This is a genomic window from Paenibacillus sp. NPDC101420, from assembly GCF_050277435.1.
Taxonomy (GTDB): Bacteria; Bacillota; Bacilli; order Paenibacillales; family Paenibacillaceae; genus Paenibacillus_AQ.
Genome location: NZ_JBNNSE010000011.1, coordinates 1 through 22,910 on the forward strand (window position 1 = coordinate 1; position 22,910 = coordinate 22,910).

A 22,910-nucleotide genomic window follows, 5' to 3' on the forward strand; every position below is an offset into this window, starting at 1 on the left:
CAATTACGGGGGCTATTTATATTGAACAATAGATAGAGAGGGGAGTTGTTTTATGTCCATTGGGGGAGCAAACCAAGAAGGAGGGGGTGGGGATGTAGTGCCAATGTACCGATTGGAAGATGTAGAAAAGGGCTTACTCGGTCTTTCCAGTGAATTTGCACGAATATCCGCAGACCTAGCCAATACTAACGCAAAAATGAACTTACTTGAAGCAGCTGGTCTGAGACACGAAGAGAGCATTTTACAAATGGAGAAATCCACAATAAAAATGGAAGTTAAGTTTGGTGAGATTATGGGGAAATTTGATTCTCTTGAAAATAAGATATTCATGCTATTGCAACAAGCCAATAAGGATAGTGGGTCAGAACGTAAAATGTGGCTTGATTTTGTTAAGTACATCATTGGTATTACCATTGGCGTGATTGTGGCTAACCAATTTTTAGGGAGGTAAATATGCTTACACTGGATCAAGTAAGGAGTAAATCAACTACAAGATTGATAGGATTGCACCCGGTGGTTATGGCTGCTGCTACAGTGTTAATCGAGCGTTGTTATAAAAGGGGAGTACCAATCCTTATAACTCAAGGGCTGCGGACTATCGCGGAACAAGACGCTTTATATGCACAGGGACGCACTAAGCCAGGAAACATCGTGACTAACGCCAAGGGCGGGACCAGTTATCATAACTTTGGACTAGCTATCGATTTCGCATTATTACTCCCAGATGGGAAACAGGTATCTTGGGATTTAAAACGTGATGGTGATGGTGACAAGGTAGCAGATTGGTCGGAGGTAGTACAAGAGGCTAAAGCTCTTGGATTCGAGTGGGGCGGTGATTTTGTCTCTATTAAGGATGCACCACATTTTCAAATGACTTTTGGGCTGACAACCTCACAATTACGAGCGGGCGCTAAGCCGTCAGAAATCGCTATGGCAAAAGCAACGGCTGTTATAGATCGACTAAAAGAGGAGGTAAAGGAAGACATGAGTAGAATTGAGGAGTTAGAAGCAATCGTAGTTAAGCAGGATGAGCGCCTAGCAACTATTGAGAAGCGTTTAAATATCTCCGGCAAGGAAACCTATGCCATCAATTATACAGAGGCTATTACGGCTGCTAAAGCGGTTGGAGCGATAACTACATCGGCAGAAAAGTCAAAGATAGAACTTAATGTGATTCAAATGTTGTACAACATGGGATTATTTGCAAAGGGGGATAAATAATTAATGGACAATCAAAACTTAACAGATGTTCTAGCGTTCGCCTCGGTGATCGCTGTTTTTGTATTAGCAGGGGTACAGTTCGTAAAGAAAACTTTTAATGTTCCTAACAACGTGCTTCCTGCAATCGGTTTAGTCATTGGCTTGTTGATCGGGGTTGTAGCTTATCCATTTACGGACTTATCTTTAGTGTTACGTTTATGGTCTGGTGGCCTTGCGGGATTGTCAGCTACTGGATTATTTGAACTGGCGTTTAGTAAGAGGGATGGGACTACAAAAGAATAAAAAAATGAGTCCACTAGCTTCGGCTAATGAGCTTATTGTCGTTTACAGATTGTCCAGATAGTGTTAATGTAAAGTTACACGAATCGGAAGCACCGAAGCGTGCAGTCCGAAAGCATCGGCAAAAGCCCGTCAACCTTTATGGGTTGGCGGGCTTTTTTTTAATGCATATTGAAGCCAAACAAGGGGGGAAACATGTGAAATTGCAGATTGAAGATTGGGTGCAACGTCAATCAGTTTCAAAAGAAGCCGAGAGTTTGTTGAATGAAGCGGTAATATGTTATAAAGCGAGTGCTTACAAAGCAGGTATGTTATTTTCTTATCTGTTATTTCAAACCGTATTGAAAGAGCGTATTCTCTCTGCTAAGAAACCCGAAGATATACCGTTACCGAAGTGGAACGGGGCGATTCAGAATCTATTAGATGATGAATCCTGGGATACTGAAGTTACAGAATGTGTGAAAAGAAGTTCTCCATTCGTTTTCTTCTCAGTGACTGAAGATTTGAGGCAACAAGTTGCGTACTGGAAAAATCGTCGTAACGATTGTGCCCATGCTAAAAATAATTCTATACAAGCATCACACGTTGAATCCTTTTGGTCATTTCTTCAATCTAATCTCCCTAAGTTTGTAGTCAATGGTGGAAAAGCAGCATTGTTTGAAAAAATTAAAGTTCATTTTAATCGGCAACTAACCCCAAAGGGTGTTGACCCGAGTTATATTATTCAAGAAATACCTCTTGCAATATTGGAGAAAGATTATAAAGAATTTTGCAGTGAATTAGATGTGATTCTTCAAGAGGCGGATCCATTCTACTATTATAATATGGGGAATGTAGAAATTAAGATTTTTTGGCTTAAGCTGTTCAGTTTAGAAAGTGTTTTTGTTATGAAGTTAATTGAGTATCTTAAAGAGAACGATGAATTATTTATTCTATTACTATCACTTGACACAAGTAAAGTAAATTATTTAGTTGGAAACGATCAATACATTCGACAACTATGGTATAGATCAAAAGATTATATATCTCCTCAACTTTTTGTAGCTCTCTTGCGAAATGAACTTATTCCCAAGGATCAACAGAAGGAGGCGATCTGTCACTTGATTATTTCATCTCAATCAATGTCTCCGGATGATTTTACTGCTGACGATATGGCTTTACTTATTAGTAAGGGCTTTTTGGAACATTTTAAACGGATTGCATTTATCGAACACAACATTTCAAATTTTAAATGGGCAAATGACTATAAAAGGTGGATGGTTGTTTGGTACATAGAGCAATTTGGTCTTGATGAAGGGGTTGTTTCCAGTTTAGCTAGCTCATTCTCGTTTGGTAATAGTCCATGGCATTTAAGGGATGCATTGAAAGAAATGTTTAACAATAACCAAAGTTTAAAGAGTGATTATGTTAGGATCTCCGATTCATTAGGTCGTACATCTCCAGAATCACTCGGATTCTGAGGATTGTAAGATGTGCATACCGTATCCTTTATGATGGCCGTTATCCGTGTTGTCCGCGAACACTTTGAGTACAGAGTATACATAAAATAACCCGCCGGGCTTATGCCTGACGGGTTGTTTTTGTTTAGTCAAATCATTCAACACAAAAGAAGTTCTTCTTTAATAATTATGACGAAAAAAGTACTATTTCCATTTCATCTCATCAAATTCCCAAGGGAAAAATCTGTTGATTGAAATAGCAGTTTCCTCCCAAGTAGTTTTTGAGCAACGATCCAAAATATTTTGGATTTCATGTTTAATTAAAGTTATATCAAAAGAATCAACAAGAAGTAGACCACGAATAGCGATTGCTGCTTCACCGACAAAAAATTCTTTAAGTCCATTAGCAGTTGCTACAGTAGCATAAAACTGATCAGATCCAGATTTTTGTTTAACTCCAACATCTAGCACGACAGAAGTGCAAAAATCCTTTTTTCCTTCTGGTATTTCATGAAAATGGGCTTCTTTAAGAATCGGGTGAATCATGACATTCTCCATTCAAGTCTAGAATTCAATAAAAGGTATAAAGTGAGGCTGTTTTTTATTATTCAGACACATTAACATGATAGTTTGAAGTTCTGTAATTGTCATTATAACCTGTTCTAGAGAATTTTTCGAAATTTGCCTGATAAAGATTAAAAGAAACTTTTTGACCAGTTCTTACTCTTCTCAAACCGTCTGAACTATAGAACCAGAAACCGCCTGATTCCAATTTCATAGTATACCCAGCCCCTGCAAAAATCTTTGCTGCTTCAGTAACGATATATGCAGGAAGAGCACCCACAGTATACCCAGTATTACCAGAGGCTGCTAGAGCTTCTTTAGCTAAGTCAGATGATGATATCCAATTAAATTCAAAAGGGCTGATAACACTTTCCTCAACTACTGCGCTGGAATTTCCTGCGTTGGCTGAAGCCAAGGAATTGAACGAAAACGAACTGAAAAGTAAGAGAAAACTAAATAACAAAGCTGTGAAATTGTGTAATCTTTTCTTCAATCTAAATCACTCCTGTAAAAGTTTTTTCGATATAGCTATATATGAAAACTAAATCGAATACGACAATGATATACATAATGAAATGAAAAGTAAGGGGAAAAAAGTCGTAAAATGTAATTTGTGAATAATTAGTATAAAATACCTAAATAATTACAATATAGAAGTGATATTATCAAAAGTGAAGACATTTTATGATAGGTTAGGTTCGAATAAGATCAGCCTGAGACTTACCGACTATACTACGTATAGTAGAAAAGTTCTAAATAAACAGCTTAAACTAAAAATTCCGTAAATGCAGGACTCCGCAGCATGCCGGAATTATTTCAATTCCTAATAATCAGGATTCGAAAGTTACTTTTCCTGTGAAATAGAGTTCATATACATAATGTTCCAAATAATATATATTTAGAGTGCACAGATTATAAGTGGCAGTGATTCTGAACATGAGAAACGTCCCATTATCTTAGGGTTGTGGGGCTTTTTTCTGATTAGATAAAAATGCGTAGTTGTATTATTATTTGGCGTTCAAATCCTCGTCTTGAATGTTTTTTAATGCTCTTATTGATTAACGGTCTAGAATTAAGGAGGGAATGGTTTTATGGGGAAAAATGTGAAATTACTTTATTGCATGTTGGGAAGTGCCATACTTGCTTTATTAAATAATCCTATCCTTAGTTACGCTAAACTTGGAATGCTCGAGGGGGGTTATGGAAATAGCAGATTTGGTGTGTTTTTAGTTTTAATTACTAATATATTTTCTTTAGCAGGATTTATACTATTAATTTTATTCTCCATTATATTAATAATCAAAAATATAAATTTCAAAGAAAAGTAAAGGGATCACATAAAAACTCGCGGGCAGGTATTTAATACATAGGAGTGATCATGTTGAGCAATATATACAAAGTCCTAAAGATAGACTCTGAATTTCTAACGGCTGCTTTGTCACAGTCTCAATTAGATATACTTGAACGTCGTGGTGATCTGGCCGGCTGTATAATTGATTGTGAGGGTCCAGTTCAGAAATGGAGCCCAGTTAGCGTTAAGGTTAATGATGCTTATTACATGAGAAGTGAATTTGAGTTTAGGATGGTTTTGGCATAAGGATGTATAACAAATACCCCGTCAACCTTAATTGGTCGGCGGGGATTTTTTACTTTGTTGTGTATTCACTTACTTCAAAGGTTAGGATCTTATCATGTATTACATATTCAGTGCGTTTGTTGAAAGGACCTTTGTTGTTCTCGTGCTTATTAATTCCGTAACGTTCAGTTCCAGTAGAGGCGTCGTACCAGTTAATAAAGGCATTTACTTCAGACATCGGAAGATCAAATTCTTTTTCTTGTCCAGTTGTTAGGGTGATTTTTAATAACGCTTGTTCGCCAGAAGGTGTGTCAGGAGTGGCTATTGGAGTTGGTACTGGTGAAGCAGTTACCGATGGTTCTGGTGTTGTTGTCGCAGTCGGTTGAACAGTTGGTGTGGGTGTCGCGACTACCACGGGCGTGCCCGTAACACGAAGATATATAACGTTACTTTTGAAGCTATAGCTATTACTAGCTATCGAGAAACTCTTAGCATCTTTTAGAATAAATGGTATATTTTTATCGCCTTTGTTTAATGTTTCGTTATAAATGATAACACCAGTGGAATTATATATGGTTAAATGTGCATCTTCATTGCCGATAGAATAGCTCATGTTGGTTATATCAATAGATTCAGTAAGAGATTTACCTATTGGACCAGTGTAGGTTATACCAGATTGGTTTAGAAAAATATCATAAGTAGTTTCGCTTGCGAAAGCAGATTTGGTCGTGACTAAAAGCATTAGTCCGATTATTACTAAAAAAAATTTTTTCATAAATTACCCCTCTTTTTTAATATATTTATAATTACTTGGTGTCCATTAAGATTATGGGTAAATATGGATTGTGTCTAAACATAATTTCTTAGATTTGGAATAATTAGATTGTGTTCAATTAATGTACATAATTATGGGAATTTAGGGATTTACTCATGATTGATTAAAGAACGTTTGTTTGGTTATAATACAAACAAACGTTCTTATTTTGGAGGGATCAACATGAAGACATTAACCCCAAGACAATATGCGGCACTCCAGGCGATTAATAAACTGTCGGAAGAATCGGGACATCCACCTACTGTACGGGAGGTTATGAAGGAAATAGGGCTCACCTCCAGTTCAACAGCACAAGGGTTGCTTGATAAATTGAAAGCAAAAGGATATATCAATCGACAGGGCCGTACGCCGCGTTCATTGCAGGTGATCAGTGATGCTAAATGATACGTCTCGTAAACTTCTACTAATCTTGACTCATTACCAGAGACACTATGGGGTGTTGATGGCGGAAACATAGCATACTGAAAGATGCATTAAATCAAAAGATACGCAAAAAACCTGATTTAGATCCCCAAGTGTTGTCAGAAATCTCAGAGGTATTGGCTCAGTCTATGGAGGATCACAGCCCAATAACAATTACTTCGTTCGATGAATTAGAAAATAAAGTAGTGCACGGAATAGTTATGAGGGTTGATCGGCAGTTGGGACAGATTATATTTAGTCATGGTGGTGAAGTTTGGGAATGGATTAAACTTGAGGATATTGTAGGAGCAGTTTATAGTGAATTCTCAAGTGCTTTCGAATTTAAGAACCCTCCTTATAAAGGGATTTTTATTTAAATTACATAACATAAAGCAATGATTAGAAGAATGACCGTTCCAAGTACTTTGAATATTTTTTTGTTAATTTTTGCTCTATGCAATAGTTTTTCAGGTGTTAATTCGTTTACATATGGTGAGAGTGTTTGCAATGATCGTAATTGTTTATCGAAAGCATAAATAAGTGGGGAAATATTTCAGGTGAACTGTAATGTTTTTTTCGATCAAACCCCATATATAATGAAGAGGCAAATGAAGACATCAGGGTAACAGAGATATCTTGAGAACAGAAAAGTTTGCTTCTCACAAAGAAGGTTGGGTTAGACCAAGGGCTAATTCAACTAAAACAGGAGGAAATTATAATGGTTGAATCAAATGTAGATTTAATGGAGTCTGATATTTTCCAAGTCGATAAGGCATTAGAAAGCTGGCGTGATTCAGGTTTTGACTTATCTACTGCTGCTGGTGAAATCGTCGATAACTCAATTGAAGCAGCTGCAAAAATTATCAAAATTAAGACTTTTCAAAATGATGAAAAAAATATTAACAAGATCATATTCGCTGACGATGGTAGGGGGATTACTCCAGATATTTTGGCAAAGACACTCATGATTGGCTTTTCAACAAGGTACAATCAAAGAAGTGGATTTGGCCGCTTCGGTGTAGGTATGAAGGTAGCTGCTCTTAGCCAAGGAAGACGTATCGATATATTTTCAAAAGCTCATGGTCAAGATAGTTATTATCATGCATTTTTGGATTTGGACTTGATTGCTGTGGGGAGTCAAACACATATTATTGCTGAGAAAATCATTGCGTTTCCTCAAGAATATAAAGATTTAATGAGATGGAATGATAATAATGAGTTTGAGACAGGAACATTAATCATTTGGTCAAAGATTGATCGTCTTGTAAATGAAAGCACATATGGTAATTCTGCAAAAGAAGCAACTCAAGAGTTATTGAAGTTTTTAGCTAGAGCTTACCGTGTACAACTAGAGCAGGGTCTAACTATAGAGTTAGACGGAAAGATTATTGATCTTTATGACCCTCTATTTCTTAAGGAAAGTGAACGAGCATTAAAGGTCTTAGGACCACATAATTTTCCCTCCGAGGTAATTGATTGTTTTGAGATAGAATTAGACGGTCACAAGATTGTTACTACTGTGACTCTTTTACCTGAAGCTGTAAGAAAAGTGAAAGGTGACGGTGGATATCAAAGGTCTGCTGCGAAATATAAGGATCTTCATTTAAAGGACCGTGATGGATACGTAAGTATTCTTAGAAACGGCCGAGAAATATATTATGATGTCATTCCAAGATTGTTCCCTTCTAGGATTGAAAATATCGATAGATTTATTGGAATTGAGATTAGCTTTCCTGCACATTTGGATGAATATTTCCAGGTAAGGAATGTTAAAAGGGGTGCTGAGCCAGTAAAAAAACTGAAACAGCAAATTAAAGACTTACTTGTGAAACCGATTAAAGAAGCACGAAAAAAAATTAGCCTTACATTTACGCAGACTCAAGATGAGAATCGTAAAACAGAGCTCGATCACTTAAATGCACTCAATGCAGTATCAGAAGCAGAAAAGGTTTCGCTTCCAGGAAGAGCTGGTATGAATGTACCGTTAAATGAGCAACAAGAAATCATCGATGATCTCCTTGAGGATGTCGGAGTTAATAATAATCAAGAACTTGCTAATGCTATAAAACAGCAAATACAAGAACGTCCGATCATGCTAGTTGACTCATCTTGGCCTGGCAAAGAATTGTTTGATATAACTCATCTTAATGGAAGAGCAATTGTTAAGATAAACCATAGACATCCATTTATTAAGGAAATTTATGATCCGCTAAAAGAGGTTGCAAATAATAAAAGTGAGCTTGATGCTGAAGAAATTGTGGAAATAGCCCGAAAAGTTGAAACTGCTATTGATGTTTTGTTTATGGCCTATGCTAAAGCTGAAAATCTTCATTCAAATCCAGACGATGCCTATAGTGATCTACGAACACAGTGGGGTTACTTTACAGCTGCTTACGTTCGGGAAGCATTAAAAACTATTTAAAAAGAAGCTGCATCTTTAATGAGATGCAGCTTCTTTTTTTGTTTATATTTGTGGTAATATTTTCTTGGTTCACACCCCATATATTATGAAGGGCTATTAAAGTAAACAATATCCGGAAATACGCCATCATAAGCAATTGAACATCATGGGAAATCATGGTATGTTTTTCTTAACAGCAGCCGATCGGATGACGGAAGCTGTAATAGGATAAATGTATATGAATAGTGCTCTCTAAAAAATCGCGATCAGTGTTATAGCAACACTGAGAAAAGGATGGTTATTATGAGCCAAAAAAATCAAATGAGTCAATCTGTTATTGATGCATATTTATTGTTGAATCGTATGCGAGATAACGCCATTAAGTATGATAAAGGTAGTTACAAGCTTGAACGAATTGAACAAGCGCTGGATTATCTTCTACAAAAACCAGAAAAAGAAGGGGATCCCAAAGTAATTGTACGGGATTTAATGGGTAGTGCCGGTAAGAAGATTCGCGGTAGAATTAATCTTCTAAAGGAAAAAGCTGAGCTAGCCGGCTTAGACACACCTATTAAGCTTAAGGTTTCAGTTGATAATTCATTTGACCATAAGAAATTTGAGCTAATGGACGAATTGTATAATTCACAACTCAATAAAAGTGAAAAATCTATAATCAAAGATTTATACTTTGATTACAATACAGAAGAAATGGCAGCTCGTGATAATGTTCCAATAGGTACAATGAGAACTCGAGTGAGCAGAGCAAGGTTCAAATACGTCGCTGTATTAAAGTTGGCAATATGATTAAATACACAACTCGGTTATATAAGATGCTGCCTTGGCTAATTAGAGCACTAATACCTGAAGGATGCAAAGGAACTTATGTTCTGTACAGATATGAGCTTGGTGAAATCGTTCCAATATATATTGGTAGATCAGATACAGACTTACAGCGTAGATTATTAAATCATCCGTATTTGTATACAGCAGAATATTTTGAATACTACTCTTTCCAAACAGTAGAAAAAGCATTTCTATCAGAGTCGGCACTGTATCATTGCTTTCAAGACTCACTTTTAAATCAAATTCATCCAGCTACACCTGCACATTCGGATTTAATATGTCCCATCTGTAGACATAACTTCAATATGATTCGTAACGACCGAGTTAATATAATGTCTTAAGCCTAAAAGAACTCCTGCCAAATAAGCAGGAGTTCTTTTAACTGAGTCGAAACTTATATCCAATTATAGGGGGTTATTTATGGATATAAACTATATAAAATACCTGGATTACTCACATGAAGATGTTCATGACATTTTACTATCATTATTTCTTCTACAGTCATGGAAAGAAGTTTTTGTAGAGCCCTATAGAACTTTATAATGATTATGTCGCGTTCCTACACTTGTATAGAACGTTGTGGGACTCATGTGGCTCGCAATCGTAATGCATTGCTAGCGAGGATTTTCAGTTATATTGTCGAATTCAGTTAATGAGATTGTGATATTAATTATTATAAAATAATACAAATTTTGAAATATGAGAGGGCGTGATGGTATGAATCATTTTATTGTTTTTCAAAATGCAAGTTACGATGAAGAACGATCAGGCGGGTTTCTTTGGGCGCCAACTAAAAATAATGATGGTAGGACGTTTCACCATTGGACAGCAATGACTAATGTGAAAAAAGGCGATTTAATATTCAATAGTGTAGGTGGTCAGCTTTTGGATGTTATTACTGCACTTGAAGATTGTAAAGAGCAAGAGAAGCCAGTTGGCCTTGATAAAAACGAGCTTTGGAGAAACCATGGTTGGTATGTAAAAGGAAAATATGTTGGAGTCAATAATCCGATAAAATATAGTGACTATACAGAAGATATAAGCAATCTTCAGGCTCCAAGATACGCTCCTTTTAATATTAAGGGTGGTGGGAATCAAGGATACCTTTATCAGATCTCTCTGGAGTTTGCGAATTTCTTGTTAGATTTATTAGGTCTTACAAGACCTGGTGAGGAAGATATTATAATTGAGATTGAAAATGAGTTGCCTTCCAGTTTAGATCCAACCGAGAAAGAACAAATTGTGAAAACAAGAATAGGTCAGGGCCTATTTAAAACGAAGTTGTTGAAATTTGGATGTAAGTGTAGAATTTGCGGTATAAGCAACCCCGATTTTCTGATAGCCAGTCATACTAAGCCATGGAGGGTATCAAATAATCAAGAAAGACTAGATATCTATAATGGATTTTTGCTCTGTCCTGCTCACGATGCTCTTTTTGATAAAGGCTACATTAGTTTTGAAGATAACGGAGCGATTATAATTTCTGATGCTCTAGATGAGATAGGGAAAATCTTACTTAATGTACATATAAGTATGAAAATAGAGGTAATGGAACAACATGCGAAGTATTTAGCATTCCATAGGCAAGGTGTATTTAAGCATTAATCCCTTTAGTAAAAAAATTCAAAGCGAATAGCGACACAGGAGTGACCGGCAGCAGAAGTGAACCAAGCCACGCTATTTTGACGAGGATTGGGATAGGAACGAAATGTCGGATATCACAGCGGCAACACCATAACAAACAAAGCCCTGCTTGCCATTATGGTAGCAAGGCTTTTGTTTATAAATCGACTTCTTCCCATCCTGGTTGCAGTGACTCCAAATCTACTTCTTCGAGGGCTTCTGGTTCGATAATTACTAGTAGTGGTTCATGTATGTCAATTAACGCACCTATACGTTCGCTGATTCCAGTAAAAGTACCAATAGCTACTACTCTTCCGCACCTTCCACCAAATCCGCTATCGTGATTGTCATAGATACGCACAGACTGCCCCGGCTTTATTTCTTCCCATCTCATAATTTAGGGGGTGCTCCTAGTTCTTCAAAAGTTCTCTGGGACATTCCAAAGTAAGCAGCACTGTCATTTGAGTAATGGTACTGTCGTTGTATCGGTAGCATCAGTGACGTCTCCGGGATCTAATCATTGCAATGAAGGACAAAACAAGTGATACTCCGATAAGAATCCAAGTGATTATATTCAACATTAATATCCCTCCCACGTAAGCCCGCCGGCTAATTTATTTTCTGGAGCGAGTGTGTTATGATTGGGTGGAGGAAGGGGCTCAATCCCTTCCTCCGGGAACCTATTTACGTTTGCGTGGGACGCGGCGTTTTTTGGTTCCTTTTTTCTTTTCCTTTAGCAGTAGAAAAGCTGTGTAACATTGTACTGCTGCTGTTAGGAGTTGTACCCAATCCTTCATCCTTTATCTCCTTTCGGGAAGTATTACTTTCACTTCCTGTATTTAATATATCATATACTGTACATTAAGTCAAATATAAAGTTTGACTTCCTGTATTTTTTTTATTATTATAGATACATGAAGAAGTAGGAAGGTGAATATAATGCCGTTTTCGTACAAACCCTTATGGGTGCTATTAGCGAAAAATGAAATGAAGAAGCAGGATTTAAGGGATGCACTTGGCCTTGGTCCGTCCACTATAGCGAAGATGGGTAAGGGTGAGAATATCTCTTTGGAAGTGCTAGACAAGCTTTGTAGCCATTTCGGAGTACAACCAAACGATATCATTGAACATGTAGAAGAGTCGTCACAGGGATAACCTGAACTGCTCTTTTGCTGCTCAAAAACTTTTGTTTTATCTGTAATCAACTCTACGAGTATGCGTCATAATAAAACCCTGCTGACCATGATGGTTGCAGGGTTTTTGTTCATACATTAAATTTCTTCCTTCACGGAGGCAATGGATCCAATGACACTTCCACCAATGATTCCGGAGCGAAGCCAATTAGCGATGGTTATCCGATGTCTACAGTTAAATTTAACGGCGATGATTCTCCCAATACGATTTTCAAGCCACTTTTAAGAAAGCAATGTTCTGGATTCTATTCCCTAGATTAAAATCTTCAATTGCATTTGTAGTACCTCTTCTGATTGAGAATAGGGTTATACTCCCTGCCCACATAAACGCCCACAGAATGCCCACATATAATAGAAGGAAGACAACGAAATCCGTAATCGTTTTCTCAGAGAACCCTTTATTTTAACGGAGTTAGGTACTATTCAGACCATTATAAAAAGGGCAAACTGTAAACCGCACACAAGTTCACGAGTGGGAAAGAGCGCAATACATGACTCTTTACTAGAACTGTTAAACCCTTGACACCATTGGTGTTGAGGGTTTTTTTCTGTGGGGGTAAGGTTTGAAGGTTTTGTGGAAGGTTAATGAGCGCCCCCGTAATGCCCCCTGAAAATGTAGTTTCATTCGAGGATACTAAGCAGTTGGAGTTAGAAAAGGCAAAAGAAGAACGACTGCAGCAGATTGAACCTATAGCAGATCTAATCATAACGGCTGCTGGCAGGGATCTCCGAGCAAAGGAAATTAGATTTTTGGAATCATTAGAAACCGAGGATCTAAAAACCTTCACTGCAATGTTTACTGATACTCTTAATGGCTATGCTGCTCAGGGTTCTTATCATCCAAATGACCGATTTGAAGATTATAAAATTCTTATAACAACGAATGTAAGTTATTTATGAGCGAGGGTTGAAGATGTAATTCATTTCGAAAAAGCAGCAAGCAATAATCGACTTTATTGATAAATTCTAATTTGAATTTCAATATCAGCCCAGTATACGCGAAATTGCAGTAGCCATGGGGCACCAGTCAATATCGACAACTCACGGTTTTATTAAGCGCTTGGAGAACAAAAAGCTCCTGTCCTGGAGGAGGAATCAACAAAGAACCATAGTGCTCACCATAAAAGGAATGAATCAGGTAATTAAGGCAGGAGCATCTGAGATAAATGCCAAGGCTGAGCTGTGACACAAAAATAAGGGGCATAAGCCCCAATGCCGGATAATAAGACATGGTTCTGGCAGTTCGAAATTTCTAATTGATCAGACAATAATTCTTTCTGACATATTTCCTTCATCCTGCAAATGCTATTCCATTAAACGCAGCATTTACCATCCATATTCCGTTTCTCCCAACTTCTAAGTCTGAGTAAATAAAAAGTGAATAGCGAATTTGACCATTTGAAACAGTAGGAATATCGGGGAAATCTCCTGCGGTTATGGAGATTGTGGATGCTGTACTCTCTATAGGACCTGGACGGACTTGCGATTCATAGATTAGTGTGCCAGAACCAAGGATTCCGTTTCCGTTTCTTTCTATTACGACTGTTACTGAGGTTTCATCTGGTGTATCGAAAGCTTTATAGAAAGTTACTGAACCAGACAACCATATACGTACCTTGTTTGCATCTGGCGTTCCTACAATTGAAGATGTTTGAATTCCCAAATCTCCAATCAAAATTGGGTTGACGTATACGTACTCAATTGCACTCCCTAACCCAGACATATGTTCCGAAATCCGCATATCAAGAGCTCGTGTTGTCATGAGACTCACTCCTTTTTTATTTATAGAGTATGTTGTCCAACAAGTCTTGTGAGCCTTTTTTTAGAGTAGATAGGAGGGGAAGTATGAAAGCCATAACCATCATTCAGCCATGGGCAACGCTCATAGCTCTCAGGGAGAAGAAGTTTGAAACGCGCAGCTTTTCCGAACGACAAGCCCGAAAAGGAAATTGAGCAGAGAAGAAGTTGAGTTAATGGATGCGCTAGCTGCTCTAGAAGAGTCACAACAACTGAACAAAACTTATGAACGCTCAATAAGTAACAGTCTAGAACAACATAGATAGGATCGGATAGCACTTAAAGAGGTACGGCAGACCATAGCCCGACAATGGGAGGTACTAGAGTTCTATGCGAATCAAGTACATTGGGAACTGCCAAGCTTCGGTAGAGGTCATTCAAAGGTTAAGAGCGACAGAGGAAGTAAAGCACGTGAATTGTTGGTGGAAGGGAGCAACAAGGCATGACACAGGTAAAGGATAAGACAAACATTTGCCCCCGAGAGAGGGCAGAGGCAGCATATATCACGCTTAGTAGTGTCAAAGAGTAGATCGGGGGATTCGCTAAATGAAAAAGTCTAAAAAAGTAAAGCTACAAGAGCATTGCATGGCTTCAATACAGTTATTCAGACGCGTGAATAGCAGGATACAACGAATGTAATCCATTCTTGTGTGATACAATACCTGATCTAGTTAAGTATTTATCTTTGGAAGGAATAGAAAGGTTAAAGGAAAAAGGAGTAGCCGATGACAAATGAATTAATTGATAGGAATGAATCTCCTGTCAAAGTAAGTGACCAAGTAGAGGTAAGGCTCCCTACATATATCGGACACATCGTTATATGCAGCGGACCTGTAGAGTACCGTAAAGAGGATGTAGGCTGCTACGGACCGGTTACGGCATTAACGATCCGCAGAGAGGATTTAAAAAATGATAATTTTACGGCTGTTTGGCCATCATCCGACAGCATAAACCCAGCAACGCGGGGGCCGCACCAGATCATTAAGGGAGTAGGAGTATCCCTCCTCTCCCAAAGGCACAGTAGACGCATACTGCGACATAAAAAAAGATAAAAGTGATTATGCACCCTTATCTTTTTCAAGCAATTCTATTATTCTGTCTAATTTTTTCTCTATGCTAGCATTTTTATCTGAAACCTTGTTTTTAGTAAGATAATCTCTTTTTAACAGTAAAACCAAGGGAATCGCCCAAACAAATGCCAATGGTATTAAAAAAATATATTGCAAGATAGCACCTCATTAATAGTTATTGTTTTATTATAACAAACTAAAACTAAAAAAAAGAACTTATTTGAAGTTATTTACTGCGCAGTACGAAGATACATGACATTAATGGATAGAGGAGGTTACAGCACTCCTCACCCAAAGTTTATGACGCAGTAGACGCATACTATGAAGCAAAAGTATTTACAGCTTAGATTTCTCTTTATACTTTGACCAATTTATCCAAGATAAACTTATAAAACCTAACGCCATAAGCAGAATTTGTATTGGATCTCGATAAATATCGAATACAATTCCGATGCCAACAGAGAGAGGTATTAATATAAGACAAATAATAGAAAGCCATTTATTAATATTTTGATTTTCCTTCTTTATGTTATTCATGTTTATCCCCTTTCAAATAAATGATAATTATTAATAAATGTATTATATCATGTCAACTTAGGTTGATGTCCACATGCTGCACAGTACGAAAATACTGGGACAGAGATGGATTAATAGCCCTCCTCTCCCACAAGGAGGATATAAATGATGAATTGGCTGTACTGAACTTATAATTGGCTGAGACACATGGATAAGCATGACATGTATACGTTTTGATTAACACGCTGCATGGAAAGGTAGAAATGGCAACACAAAACGATTCTGAGGCATGGGCATTTTATCGGGATATGAAGGGAATTCGAATACAAGTGTTCATGAATATGAATCTGATTGCAAGTTTAGAGCCTACAGTATCAGCGCTGGATTAATTTAGGGGGCTGAGACCCCAATCAAAGGAGACGATACACGATGAATACTTATGAAGTATGAGGCCAGTGGAGTGAATGGGATATCCTTGGGCAGACGAACAGTACAAGGTGAAACTGCTGGGAAGGCTAAGTAATCATTTTGGGAATACTTTCAGGATGGATTGTGGGAAGAGAAGTTCGGCGGTTTCAAGGTCAGTGAATTGTTCACCAATCCAGCGACCTTCCGGGAGATTTGCGAGCGCCGTGCAATTGACTTCGCATATCAAGGAATGAAGATCGAGGTTGACGGGCAATGTGGCGTGATAGTGGGCGGCATGAATGTCACGATGTTTGAGAGAACAATCTGCATTGAATTGAATGACATATAGAAGGGCAAGGTCATAGCTTGAGTAGTTACAAAAAATGCTTCGATGAAGATACTTGGGACAGGTCCAAAGAGCAGATCGAAGAGATGGAACTTGACTATTAGGCCGAAGTCCATCGAGTCAGACCGAATAATTTTAGTAAAATGGGGCCCGGGTAATCATAGATCTTAACCATTAAAGATATACCAAAGTAATCCATAAGCTATTCCGAAGTAAGCAATCACACCCAGTAAAGAGATGGACAAAAGAATAATGATAACTTTCTTACCGTTCATAAAATTCACCTCTTATTTAATATAGCACGGGTTGAGAGAGGAACAAGAGACTTTGATAATCCGAAAGCGAGGAAATCATAATAAGCGATTGGTACTCAGGAATCAAAAGCAAGGAGATTGAATCTACAGGCGGTGGGCAAGGAAAGATTAAGAGATCACAACTCACGGAGGAAGAGAGAGTAAACCTAGATCTGAAATATTCCAAACCTACTGGTAAGGCTGCCGAGAGGCCATTTGTGATTAAGGGGATAGTAGAATGAAATACAAAGACACTCAAAACGCATTAAGAGCCGGTCATCGACAATTTATTTTTACTGCAAGCCCGGGCTTACCTGTAGATGTACTGGCTTGGGGACCGACCTGGGTGAGATCTAAGGATGCATACAACACATATCCTATCAGTACAAACATGAAGATGTTCTCTGATGGTGGAATGTATTTATACAGAAAAAAGCCCTGATGCGTCAGGCCAATAGCAGCTTTTATCCTCGACCAAATTATACCACAAAGGGGAATGAGGATGAACATCGCCGATAGCTAGGCTCCTGCAGTAAAGGTAACGGACTTAGGTCCAGCAACTGCCCTAAACTATCGACTCTCCTTTAAAGGCGTGGAGCGAGCATATAGGAAGGCTGATGCTGATGATAAAAAGGTGATTTCTGGAATGAATCTGACTGTGAGTTTGTCATTGAGTGGCTGAATTCAGGACGGAGACCAGGGAATAAGCGTAGAATTGAACGGCGAGCTGCCTATGAACGGGAAATACTATTGGATCCAATACGAATGCAGGCTTTAGCTAGTAATTCAAAGGCGGGAAGCCCAGCCAATCTTTCAGATGAATAACGGTTCCAATTAGAATATGCACTTAATCAATTAAGCGAACGGGAACGAGAATGCTATACTCTGGCACATGGGCAGTACATCCCACATTCTGAAATAGGCAAAATGGTCGGCATTACCTACGGAAGCGTTAGCGAATATATTCAACGAGCGCAGCGGAAGATTAGCGATACTGTAGAGGATTCTCTGTTTTTTGTCTAGTAAATGCCCACTATATATAGGAGGAACCTATTACAAAAGGCTCGTTAATAGCAAATATTTTTCGTTAATGTGACCCAAATCCCATTATCGAGGTATATGGATTGCTCATACGGTTTGTCTTTACTTTCCGTTATGGGAATAGCGACATGCCAGTCTATACTTTTTGAAGGTAAATCTTTCCTAATGTCGAAATATGGTATTAAGGGGGAGATTATTATATCTTGGATTCTTGTGATTTTTATATTTGTTTTTTTATTATTTTGTTCGTATATCAGAGCTGCATGGGTTAATTTTAAAATTCTTCAAAGAAAGGATGTTAGTGATTGTAAATGGTTCACAAGAACATATTATATTGCATCTGGTCCATGGACAACTCCATCTATCCTAAGTAAAAAAGACAAAGAATTAAGTCAAGAAGAAAGTCTGTATAATTATTATCGCGACGATCTAATGGGAGGGTTATGGTTAAAAACTGATAATAAGCAGATGGATAGAATATTGAAAGAATTAAGTGTAAAAGACTTAAACTTAGATGAAAGAATAATTCTTAAGGGTTATACCGACATTGATAAAATTGGAAAGAAGAGCAACTTCAATATATTTTCAATATTTATTCCGATGATAGTAGCTGTATTTATCGGTTTTGGAGCAGCTCATCTCAGCGAAAGCTCTTCGGTAGAAAAGAATGTTGCATTTTATGGAGCTATGGGATTAGTTAGTGTCTATATTATTGTAATTGCTCACCTTTCAAGACGTGAAGCGAAGACTTCAATAGTACGAAAATCATTAGATGTTTACGATGAAATTATTAAAAATAATGATCATGTTACGCCTCCGTTAAAGCAGAGGCGTTTCATAAGGAAATGAAAATACATCGTTAAAGCCTGAGTAAACCCTTTTTTTCATACAAAATGAGTCGCTGAAGAGTGGATCGTTTTGTATAGTGATGAAATACTTCATAATATAAACCCAAAAAGACGGCGAAGTAAGGTACATGGTAAATAGTAGCAGGAAAATCCTTCCTTAACGTCGAAATATGATGTCGATGGGAGGTAAGCTTTTTGATTACTGATAAAGATACTATAGAAATGTTACGTAATGTAACTCATTTACAAGAAGTAATGAGAATGGTCTATTCTTTCTCTAATGATGCCTATGAATGTCTTGAAAATTTTGAAGATGAATATAGATACGTAGTTTCACAAAATTATTTGAATATGGCCCAGAATTGTTTTCTTGAAATTGTTCGTATAAAGTATGAAAAAGAGTTGGTACATTATGGAATTGAAAGTTTCTTCCAAGCATATGATCACTATTCATTTCAGTTGAGACAAGTAATTACTGAAAAAGACGTAACACTTCCTGGTTGTCTGGAGCACATGACAGCTTAGGAGATAGCTGGAAGTCTTCCAATAAATTTATATCAAACTGGATTAATACTACAATGAAGCATTAGGTCTGTATCAAGCACCTTAGGGTGCTTTTTTATACTGAATATACAAGGGTTGCATAAGTTTTCTTAGTCATGCTTCATTACTCCTTTATAATATATTAATGTTACAGATGATATAGTAAGTACCGCAACCGATGTGGATATATAAGGGGATACATTAATGTGGAAACCTAAGATTCAACAAATAATTAAATATTTATTTATAATAATATGCATTGTAGCCTTTGGAATTTTCATTTATCCTGGAATATATAAGTATGATAAACTCGATCAAAAATTTCCAGTAATGATCAATCGAATAACAGGGGAAACCAAGATACTTTTTAGCGATAATTGGTCCACTGTTGGCAATATAGATGCACAATTAAGTAAATTTGAAAGCTACAAGAATGAAATATTAGAAACGATGAATTCACAGAATGAACAAATCAAAGAGAGTGTTTTAGAAAGTGTTCAGACAGAATTAGATCAAGTGAAAAATCAGGTTATTTCTGAAACTGTAAGCGAACCAAATCCAACATACGAAGATGGAACATCAGTGTTTGATGCAGTAAGGAATAGAGATACAGGGACAGAATCCGCATCTGAATTCGTAGCCCATAGAAAAGAAGAATTAAGTAGCTCAACTGGAATCACAAAGTTTGGACTCGGTGATACTAAAGAAACAGTTAAAAAATCTATGGGAACACCAAGTTCTATAATTAATAATGGGGACACATGGTTTTTTGAATCATCTATTGTTAATTTTGACAACGGAGTCGTTACAGGATGGAACGATCCTCTTAATGTCTTAAATCTAGAATAGATCTTTTGACCATACTCAATCGGGTATGGTCTTTTTTGTTGTACACCAATACCATAGGAAGGGGTGAAAGTTATGGTAGCAATACCGAGAAAAATCACGATCAATGCCTTTAATTTGGAGCTGGTTAAGGAGACTGTGGACATTCTGAACCTGATTATTGAAGATAAACGTATCCTTGGGAAGTCTGGGATGAGTATGGGAGTGGCTTAATGCCATCGAATGGAAAATGGAGGTAAAGCCCATAATCTAAACCCCAAAGCTGCAGAGGTGACGGTGTGGTAAGGTACATGGGTAAGAAGGAACTATACTCCTTAGTATTGAATAATTACAGTACATAAATCTGAGGAATGATCCTATTAGATTTGGATTTTGACTTAGATTCTGTAAAAAATGAGTATGTAAAAATAACTGCTAAAGAGTTTACCGAATCGTTTGAGAAATTCCTTACAATTACTAAGAGTGAAGATATTTTAATAACTGTTTTACGAGGTCATCTATATGTAGATCATGAGTTAGAAAACTTGTTGTCGAAATATATAATTAATCTAGATAAATTGATTAAATATTACAAACAAAAATTAGATATGGCATTGGGATTAGGTATTGTAAAGAAAGAGTTGTTCGATGACTAAAGTTCTTAAATGAATTAAGAAATAAGTTTGTACATGATTTAAATTTTGAATTTTCCGAGGTAGAATATATTAAATCCGAAAATAAATTGGGTACTGAATTACAGGCTGAAATTTCTGAAATGGTAAAGGATGAGAAGAAGGTATCTGAAAAAGTAAGAGCATAATTGCGAAACTCTGGAGTAAATTGAAAATAAATACAATGGATATTTACTTAAAATCTGAATATGCGTCCAGAATGAATCTGGAGGTGTTGAAGGACGTGGAATATTATCTAGAAAAGCATGCCGAAGAGATAGGTTCAGAAACTGAATAGTATAGCAGAAGATAGAGGGGTGTCTAATACAGATGCCTTTTTCTATGCCTTAAATACGGGGGGGAGTGATAAGGTAATGCCAAGAACGGGGAGCATCAGAACAACGAACGGGAGAGGCTGAACGGTTAAAGCTGGTGGATGCGTTGCTGGCGTTGAGTGATCGAGAACGTACATGTTTCTTACTTCACATGGCGCAGGACTTGAAGCTGTTAGAGATTTCAAGTATTTTAAATCAATCAAAAAACACCGTAAGTATGTACGTAGATTGAGCGAAATGCAAGATTAAACAAGACTTTTTATAGGACTTGTAGCATATACTGTCGCACTCCGTGGCGCATAACCTATCTACTATAACTATGTCTATCAAAGGGCCCTCCAATCCAGAGGGCTCTTTCTACATGTTACTTAATCAACGATGCGGTAATATTTCTTCGATGGCTAGAATACACAGCATTAAAGTTTTTTTTAGATAGAGTTCAATAAAAAAGTCAACGAATGCAACAACAATTGTGAAGCTAGAATAAAAAGTGGACAGTAGTTAACAGACTGGCGATAATGAGTCCACGGACGTGTGTTCACATGGGAGAACGTCGACCACGGTATAACGAAGAATTTAAAAAACAGACAGTGCAGTTCATTCAAGAGCAAACAAAGACAGTGGGCGACTTGGCGGAAGAGCTCAACATCCCAAAAAGTACCCTGCATCAATGGATGAGCCAGTATCGAGAACAAAAGAATGAACCGGCAGCTAGCGTGGATCGAGTACGGGAACTCGATGCACAGTTGAAAGAAATGAGCCGTCAACTTCAAGAAAAAGATAACAAGATTGCCGATGTGGAAGAGGAATTAGCGATCGTAAAAAAAGCAGTGCACATCTTCAGCAAACCAAGGAACTGAGATTCCAGTTTATTGAAAAACATCGCTCCGAGTTTCTCTTGGAGAAGATGTGCATGACCCTACATGTGTCACGGAGCGGGTACTACAAGTGCCGGACAGAAAAAACCAGTACGCATATGCTTCGTAAGGCTGCGATAATGAAGCGAATTCAGTATCATTTTGCAGACCATCAAAAGCGGTATGGGAGTCCGAAGATCACCCGCCTGTTACATCAAGAAGGCTATACCATTACCGAACGCACGGTGAGTGTGTACATGCGACATATGAAGCTTCGCTCCATTGTCTTCAAAACGTATCGCGTACAGACTACCGACTCCAATCATGACCATCCGATTGCCCCGAATACGCTGAACCAGCAATTTAAAATACTCAAACCCAATTCAGTATGGATTACCGACATTACATACATTCCTTGCCGGGGAGGGCGCTTGTACCTGGCTAGTGTGATGGACCTTTGAACGCTCGAAATCGTGGGGTGGCGCTTGGAGAACCATATGGAAACAAGCCTAGTTTTGGGCGCGTTACAAGATGCTTACGCAGCTAAACAACCAGAAAAGGGTCTATTACATCATTCCGATCGAGGCTCTCAATATACTTCTCATGAATACGCGAAGCAGTTGAAAGCGTATGGCATGGAGTCCAGCATGAGCCGCAGAGGTAACTGTTATGATAACGCCGATATAGAGTCGTGGCACAGCATTTTGAAAAAGGAGCTCATTTATTGTAATCCACGGTTCAAGACTAAGGAGTAAGCCTACCAGACACTTTTTCAATATATTGAGTTTTACTATAACCGCAAGCGAATGCATGGCGCGCTGGGGTATCTTTCTCCAGTTCGTTTTGCTGAGCAATTGACTAGAATGTCTGTTGCGTGACTGTCCACTTTCTTGACAGAGGTCCATGGAGTCCGAAACCATGCACAAAAGACGATTATTATGTAAATAACGTCAACTGAGTCCAAAACTCGAAGAAGAGGACTTT

The 22,910-nt window shown here is 37.7% G+C and carries 33 protein-coding genes and 3 pseudogenes; 30 read left to right on the forward strand and 6 right to left on the reverse strand.

Annotated elements, in window-relative coordinates; genetic code table 11:
* Positions 1–52 precede the first annotated feature (52 nt).
* From ACQKMP_RS28415 to ACQKMP_RS28430, 4 genes are all read left to right on the forward strand, one after another.
* Positions 53–451, forward strand: a complete 399-nt coding sequence (locus ACQKMP_RS28415; protein ID WP_427472223.1) for a hypothetical protein — start codon at positions 53–55, stop codon at positions 449–451.
* Positions 452–453: 2 nt separating this feature from the next.
* Positions 454–1,221, forward strand: coding sequence for a M15 family metallopeptidase (locus ACQKMP_RS28420; protein ID WP_427472225.1), 768 nt, complete (start codon positions 454–456; stop codon positions 1,219–1,221).
* 3 nt (positions 1,222–1,224) lie between these two features.
* Complete coding sequence (locus ACQKMP_RS28425; RefSeq protein ID WP_427472227.1) at positions 1,225–1,503, forward strand: holin; 279 nt, start codon at positions 1,225–1,227, stop codon at positions 1,501–1,503.
* Between the two features lie 194 nt (positions 1,504–1,697).
* Positions 1,698–2,960, forward strand: a complete 1,263-nt coding sequence (locus tag ACQKMP_RS28430; RefSeq protein ID WP_427472229.1) for a hypothetical protein — start codon at positions 1,698–1,700, stop codon at positions 2,958–2,960.
* Between the two features lie 183 nt (positions 2,961–3,143).
* Here ACQKMP_RS28430 and ACQKMP_RS28435 read toward each other — a convergent pair whose 3' ends face one another.
* Both ACQKMP_RS28435 and ACQKMP_RS28440 read right to left on the reverse strand, forming a co-directional pair.
* A complete protein-coding gene (locus ACQKMP_RS28435) occupies positions 3,144–3,485 on the reverse strand; it encodes an Imm8 family immunity protein (RefSeq protein ID WP_427472231.1) in 342 nt (113 codons plus the stop codon).
* A gap of 58 nt (positions 3,486–3,543) precedes the next feature.
* Entirely contained in the window at positions 3,544–3,996 is a 453-nt protein-coding gene (locus ACQKMP_RS28440; RefSeq protein WP_339189844.1) for a hypothetical protein, read from the reverse strand.
* A gap of 598 nt (positions 3,997–4,594) precedes the next feature.
* On the opposite strand from ACQKMP_RS28440, the gene ACQKMP_RS28445 reads away from it, so the two are divergent.
* Positions 4,595–4,831: a hypothetical protein gene (locus ACQKMP_RS28445; protein WP_427472233.1), complete on the forward strand. Its 237-nt coding sequence runs from the start codon at positions 4,595–4,597 to the stop codon at positions 4,829–4,831.
* Between the two features lie 318 nt (positions 4,832–5,149).
* Here ACQKMP_RS28445 and ACQKMP_RS28450 read toward each other — a convergent pair whose 3' ends face one another.
* Entirely contained in the window at positions 5,150–5,854 is a 705-nt protein-coding gene (locus ACQKMP_RS28450) for a hypothetical protein (RefSeq protein ID WP_339189847.1), read from the reverse strand.
* Positions 5,855–6,076: 222 nt separating this feature from the next.
* On the opposite strand from ACQKMP_RS28450, the gene ACQKMP_RS28455 reads away from it, so the two are divergent.
* From ACQKMP_RS28455 to ACQKMP_RS28475, 5 genes are all read left to right on the forward strand, one after another.
* On the forward strand, positions 6,077–6,298 hold the full coding sequence (locus tag ACQKMP_RS28455) for a LexA family protein (protein WP_339189849.1): 222 nt from the start codon (positions 6,077–6,079) through the stop codon (positions 6,296–6,298).
* Between the two features lie 77 nt (positions 6,299–6,375).
* Positions 6,376–6,693, forward strand: a complete 318-nt coding sequence (locus ACQKMP_RS28460) for a YolD-like family protein (protein WP_427472343.1) — start codon at positions 6,376–6,378, stop codon at positions 6,691–6,693.
* A gap of 341 nt (positions 6,694–7,034) precedes the next feature.
* A complete protein-coding gene (locus tag ACQKMP_RS28465; protein ID WP_339189853.1) occupies positions 7,035–8,738 on the forward strand; it encodes an ATP-binding protein in 1,704 nt (567 codons plus the stop codon).
* A gap of 282 nt (positions 8,739–9,020) precedes the next feature.
* The gene (locus tag ACQKMP_RS28470; protein ID WP_339189854.1) at positions 9,021–9,521 is read left to right on the forward strand and encodes a hypothetical protein; all 501 of its coding nucleotides are present in this window, start codon (positions 9,021–9,023) and stop codon (positions 9,519–9,521) included.
* 756 nt (positions 9,522–10,277) lie between these two features.
* The gene (locus ACQKMP_RS28475) at positions 10,278–11,165 is read left to right on the forward strand and encodes an HNH endonuclease (RefSeq protein WP_427472236.1); all 888 of its coding nucleotides are present in this window, start codon (positions 10,278–10,280) and stop codon (positions 11,163–11,165) included.
* Between the two features lie 175 nt (positions 11,166–11,340).
* Here ACQKMP_RS28475 and ACQKMP_RS28480 read toward each other — a convergent pair whose 3' ends face one another.
* Positions 11,341–11,577 (reverse strand): hypothetical protein, encoded by a 237-nt coding sequence (locus ACQKMP_RS28480; protein ID WP_427472237.1) that lies wholly within the window; start codon positions 11,575–11,577, stop codon positions 11,341–11,343.
* A 545-nt stretch (positions 11,578–12,122) separates the two neighbouring features.
* On the opposite strand from ACQKMP_RS28480, the gene ACQKMP_RS28485 reads away from it, so the two are divergent.
* The 3 genes and pseudogenes from ACQKMP_RS28485 to ACQKMP_RS28495 form a co-directional block, all read left to right on the forward strand.
* Positions 12,123–12,338 carry a helix-turn-helix domain-containing protein gene (locus ACQKMP_RS28485; RefSeq protein ID WP_427472239.1) on the forward strand — a complete coding sequence of 72 codons (216 nt, stop codon included), beginning with the start codon at positions 12,123–12,125 and terminating at the stop codon, positions 12,336–12,338.
* A gap of 680 nt (positions 12,339–13,018) precedes the next feature.
* The gene (locus ACQKMP_RS28490; RefSeq protein WP_339302214.1) at positions 13,019–13,276 is read left to right on the forward strand and encodes a hypothetical protein; all 258 of its coding nucleotides are present in this window, start codon (positions 13,019–13,021) and stop codon (positions 13,274–13,276) included.
* A 91-nt stretch (positions 13,277–13,367) separates the two neighbouring features.
* Positions 13,368–13,562 (forward strand): annotated as a pseudogene (locus ACQKMP_RS28495) (hypothetical protein); the annotation flags it as partial.
* A gap of 105 nt (positions 13,563–13,667) precedes the next feature.
* Here the strand turns inward: ACQKMP_RS28495 and ACQKMP_RS28500 are convergent.
* The gene (locus tag ACQKMP_RS28500; RefSeq protein ID WP_042188882.1) at positions 13,668–14,138 is read right to left on the reverse strand and encodes a hypothetical protein; all 471 of its coding nucleotides are present in this window, start codon (positions 14,136–14,138) and stop codon (positions 13,668–13,670) included.
* 83 nt (positions 14,139–14,221) lie between these two features.
* On the opposite strand from ACQKMP_RS28500, the pseudogene ACQKMP_RS28505 reads away from it, so the two are divergent.
* The 3 genes and pseudogenes from ACQKMP_RS28505 to ACQKMP_RS28515 form a co-directional block, all read left to right on the forward strand.
* A pseudogene (locus ACQKMP_RS28505) lies at positions 14,222–14,308 on the forward strand (2-oxoglutarate dehydrogenase E1); the annotation flags it as partial.
* Between the two features lie 195 nt (positions 14,309–14,503).
* The gene (locus ACQKMP_RS28510) at positions 14,504–14,635 is read left to right on the forward strand and encodes a hypothetical protein (RefSeq protein ID WP_269321756.1); all 132 of its coding nucleotides are present in this window, start codon (positions 14,504–14,506) and stop codon (positions 14,633–14,635) included.
* A gap of 263 nt (positions 14,636–14,898) precedes the next feature.
* A complete protein-coding gene (locus ACQKMP_RS28515; protein ID WP_042188880.1) occupies positions 14,899–15,225 on the forward strand; it encodes a hypothetical protein in 327 nt (108 codons plus the stop codon).
* 6 nt (positions 15,226–15,231) lie between these two features.
* Here ACQKMP_RS28515 and ACQKMP_RS28520 read toward each other — a convergent pair whose 3' ends face one another.
* On the reverse strand, positions 15,232–15,399 hold the full coding sequence (locus ACQKMP_RS28520; RefSeq protein WP_231573285.1) for a DUF4083 family protein: 168 nt from the start codon (positions 15,397–15,399) through the stop codon (positions 15,232–15,234).
* A 623-nt stretch (positions 15,400–16,022) separates the two neighbouring features.
* On the opposite strand from ACQKMP_RS28520, the gene ACQKMP_RS28525 reads away from it, so the two are divergent.
* The 14 genes and pseudogenes from ACQKMP_RS28525 to ACQKMP_RS28590 form a co-directional block, all read left to right on the forward strand.
* Positions 16,023–16,148: a hypothetical protein gene (locus tag ACQKMP_RS28525; protein WP_269321755.1), complete on the forward strand. Its 126-nt coding sequence runs from the start codon at positions 16,023–16,025 to the stop codon at positions 16,146–16,148.
* A gap of 161 nt (positions 16,149–16,309) precedes the next feature.
* On the forward strand, positions 16,310–16,516 hold the full coding sequence (locus ACQKMP_RS28530) for a hypothetical protein (RefSeq protein WP_042188876.1): 207 nt from the start codon (positions 16,310–16,312) through the stop codon (positions 16,514–16,516).
* A 528-nt stretch (positions 16,517–17,044) separates the two neighbouring features.
* Positions 17,045–17,248, forward strand: coding sequence for a hypothetical protein (locus ACQKMP_RS28535; protein ID WP_042188874.1), 204 nt, complete (start codon positions 17,045–17,047; stop codon positions 17,246–17,248).
* A gap of 443 nt (positions 17,249–17,691) precedes the next feature.
* Positions 17,692–17,829, forward strand: a complete 138-nt coding sequence (locus tag ACQKMP_RS28540; RefSeq protein WP_231573491.1) for a hypothetical protein — start codon at positions 17,692–17,694, stop codon at positions 17,827–17,829.
* Positions 17,830–18,012: 183 nt separating this feature from the next.
* Positions 18,013–18,696, forward strand: coding sequence for a hypothetical protein (locus tag ACQKMP_RS28545; RefSeq protein ID WP_427472243.1), 684 nt, complete (start codon positions 18,013–18,015; stop codon positions 18,694–18,696).
* A gap of 194 nt (positions 18,697–18,890) precedes the next feature.
* On the forward strand, positions 18,891–19,220 hold the full coding sequence (locus tag ACQKMP_RS28550) for a hypothetical protein (RefSeq protein ID WP_042188870.1): 330 nt from the start codon (positions 18,891–18,893) through the stop codon (positions 19,218–19,220).
* A gap of 222 nt (positions 19,221–19,442) precedes the next feature.
* Positions 19,443–20,087, forward strand: a complete 645-nt coding sequence (locus ACQKMP_RS28555) for a hypothetical protein (RefSeq protein ID WP_427472245.1) — start codon at positions 19,443–19,445, stop codon at positions 20,085–20,087.
* Positions 20,088–20,159: 72 nt separating this feature from the next.
* Complete coding sequence (locus ACQKMP_RS28560) at positions 20,160–20,297, forward strand: hypothetical protein (RefSeq protein ID WP_427472247.1); 138 nt, start codon at positions 20,160–20,162, stop codon at positions 20,295–20,297.
* Positions 20,298–20,449: 152 nt separating this feature from the next.
* On the forward strand, positions 20,450–20,719 hold the full coding sequence (locus tag ACQKMP_RS28565) for a hypothetical protein (protein ID WP_197071211.1): 270 nt from the start codon (positions 20,450–20,452) through the stop codon (positions 20,717–20,719).
* Positions 20,720–21,166: 447 nt separating this feature from the next.
* Positions 21,167–21,301 (forward strand): sigma factor-like helix-turn-helix DNA-binding protein, encoded by a 135-nt coding sequence (locus ACQKMP_RS28570; RefSeq protein ID WP_197071210.1) that lies wholly within the window; start codon positions 21,167–21,169, stop codon positions 21,299–21,301.
* Between the two features lie 310 nt (positions 21,302–21,611).
* Complete coding sequence (locus ACQKMP_RS28575; protein WP_427472249.1) at positions 21,612–21,929, forward strand: transposase; 318 nt, start codon at positions 21,612–21,614, stop codon at positions 21,927–21,929.
* Positions 21,930–21,982: 53 nt separating this feature from the next.
* The gene (locus ACQKMP_RS28580) at positions 21,983–22,387 is read left to right on the forward strand and encodes an IS3 family transposase (RefSeq protein WP_427472251.1); all 405 of its coding nucleotides are present in this window, start codon (positions 21,983–21,985) and stop codon (positions 22,385–22,387) included.
* Between the two features lie 12 nt (positions 22,388–22,399).
* A complete protein-coding gene (locus ACQKMP_RS28585) occupies positions 22,400–22,681 on the forward strand; it encodes a transposase (RefSeq protein WP_427472253.1) in 282 nt (93 codons plus the stop codon).
* Between the two features lie 15 nt (positions 22,682–22,696).
* A pseudogene (locus ACQKMP_RS28590) lies at positions 22,697–22,804 on the forward strand (IS3 family transposase); the annotation flags it as partial.
* Positions 22,805–22,910 lie beyond the last annotated feature (106 nt).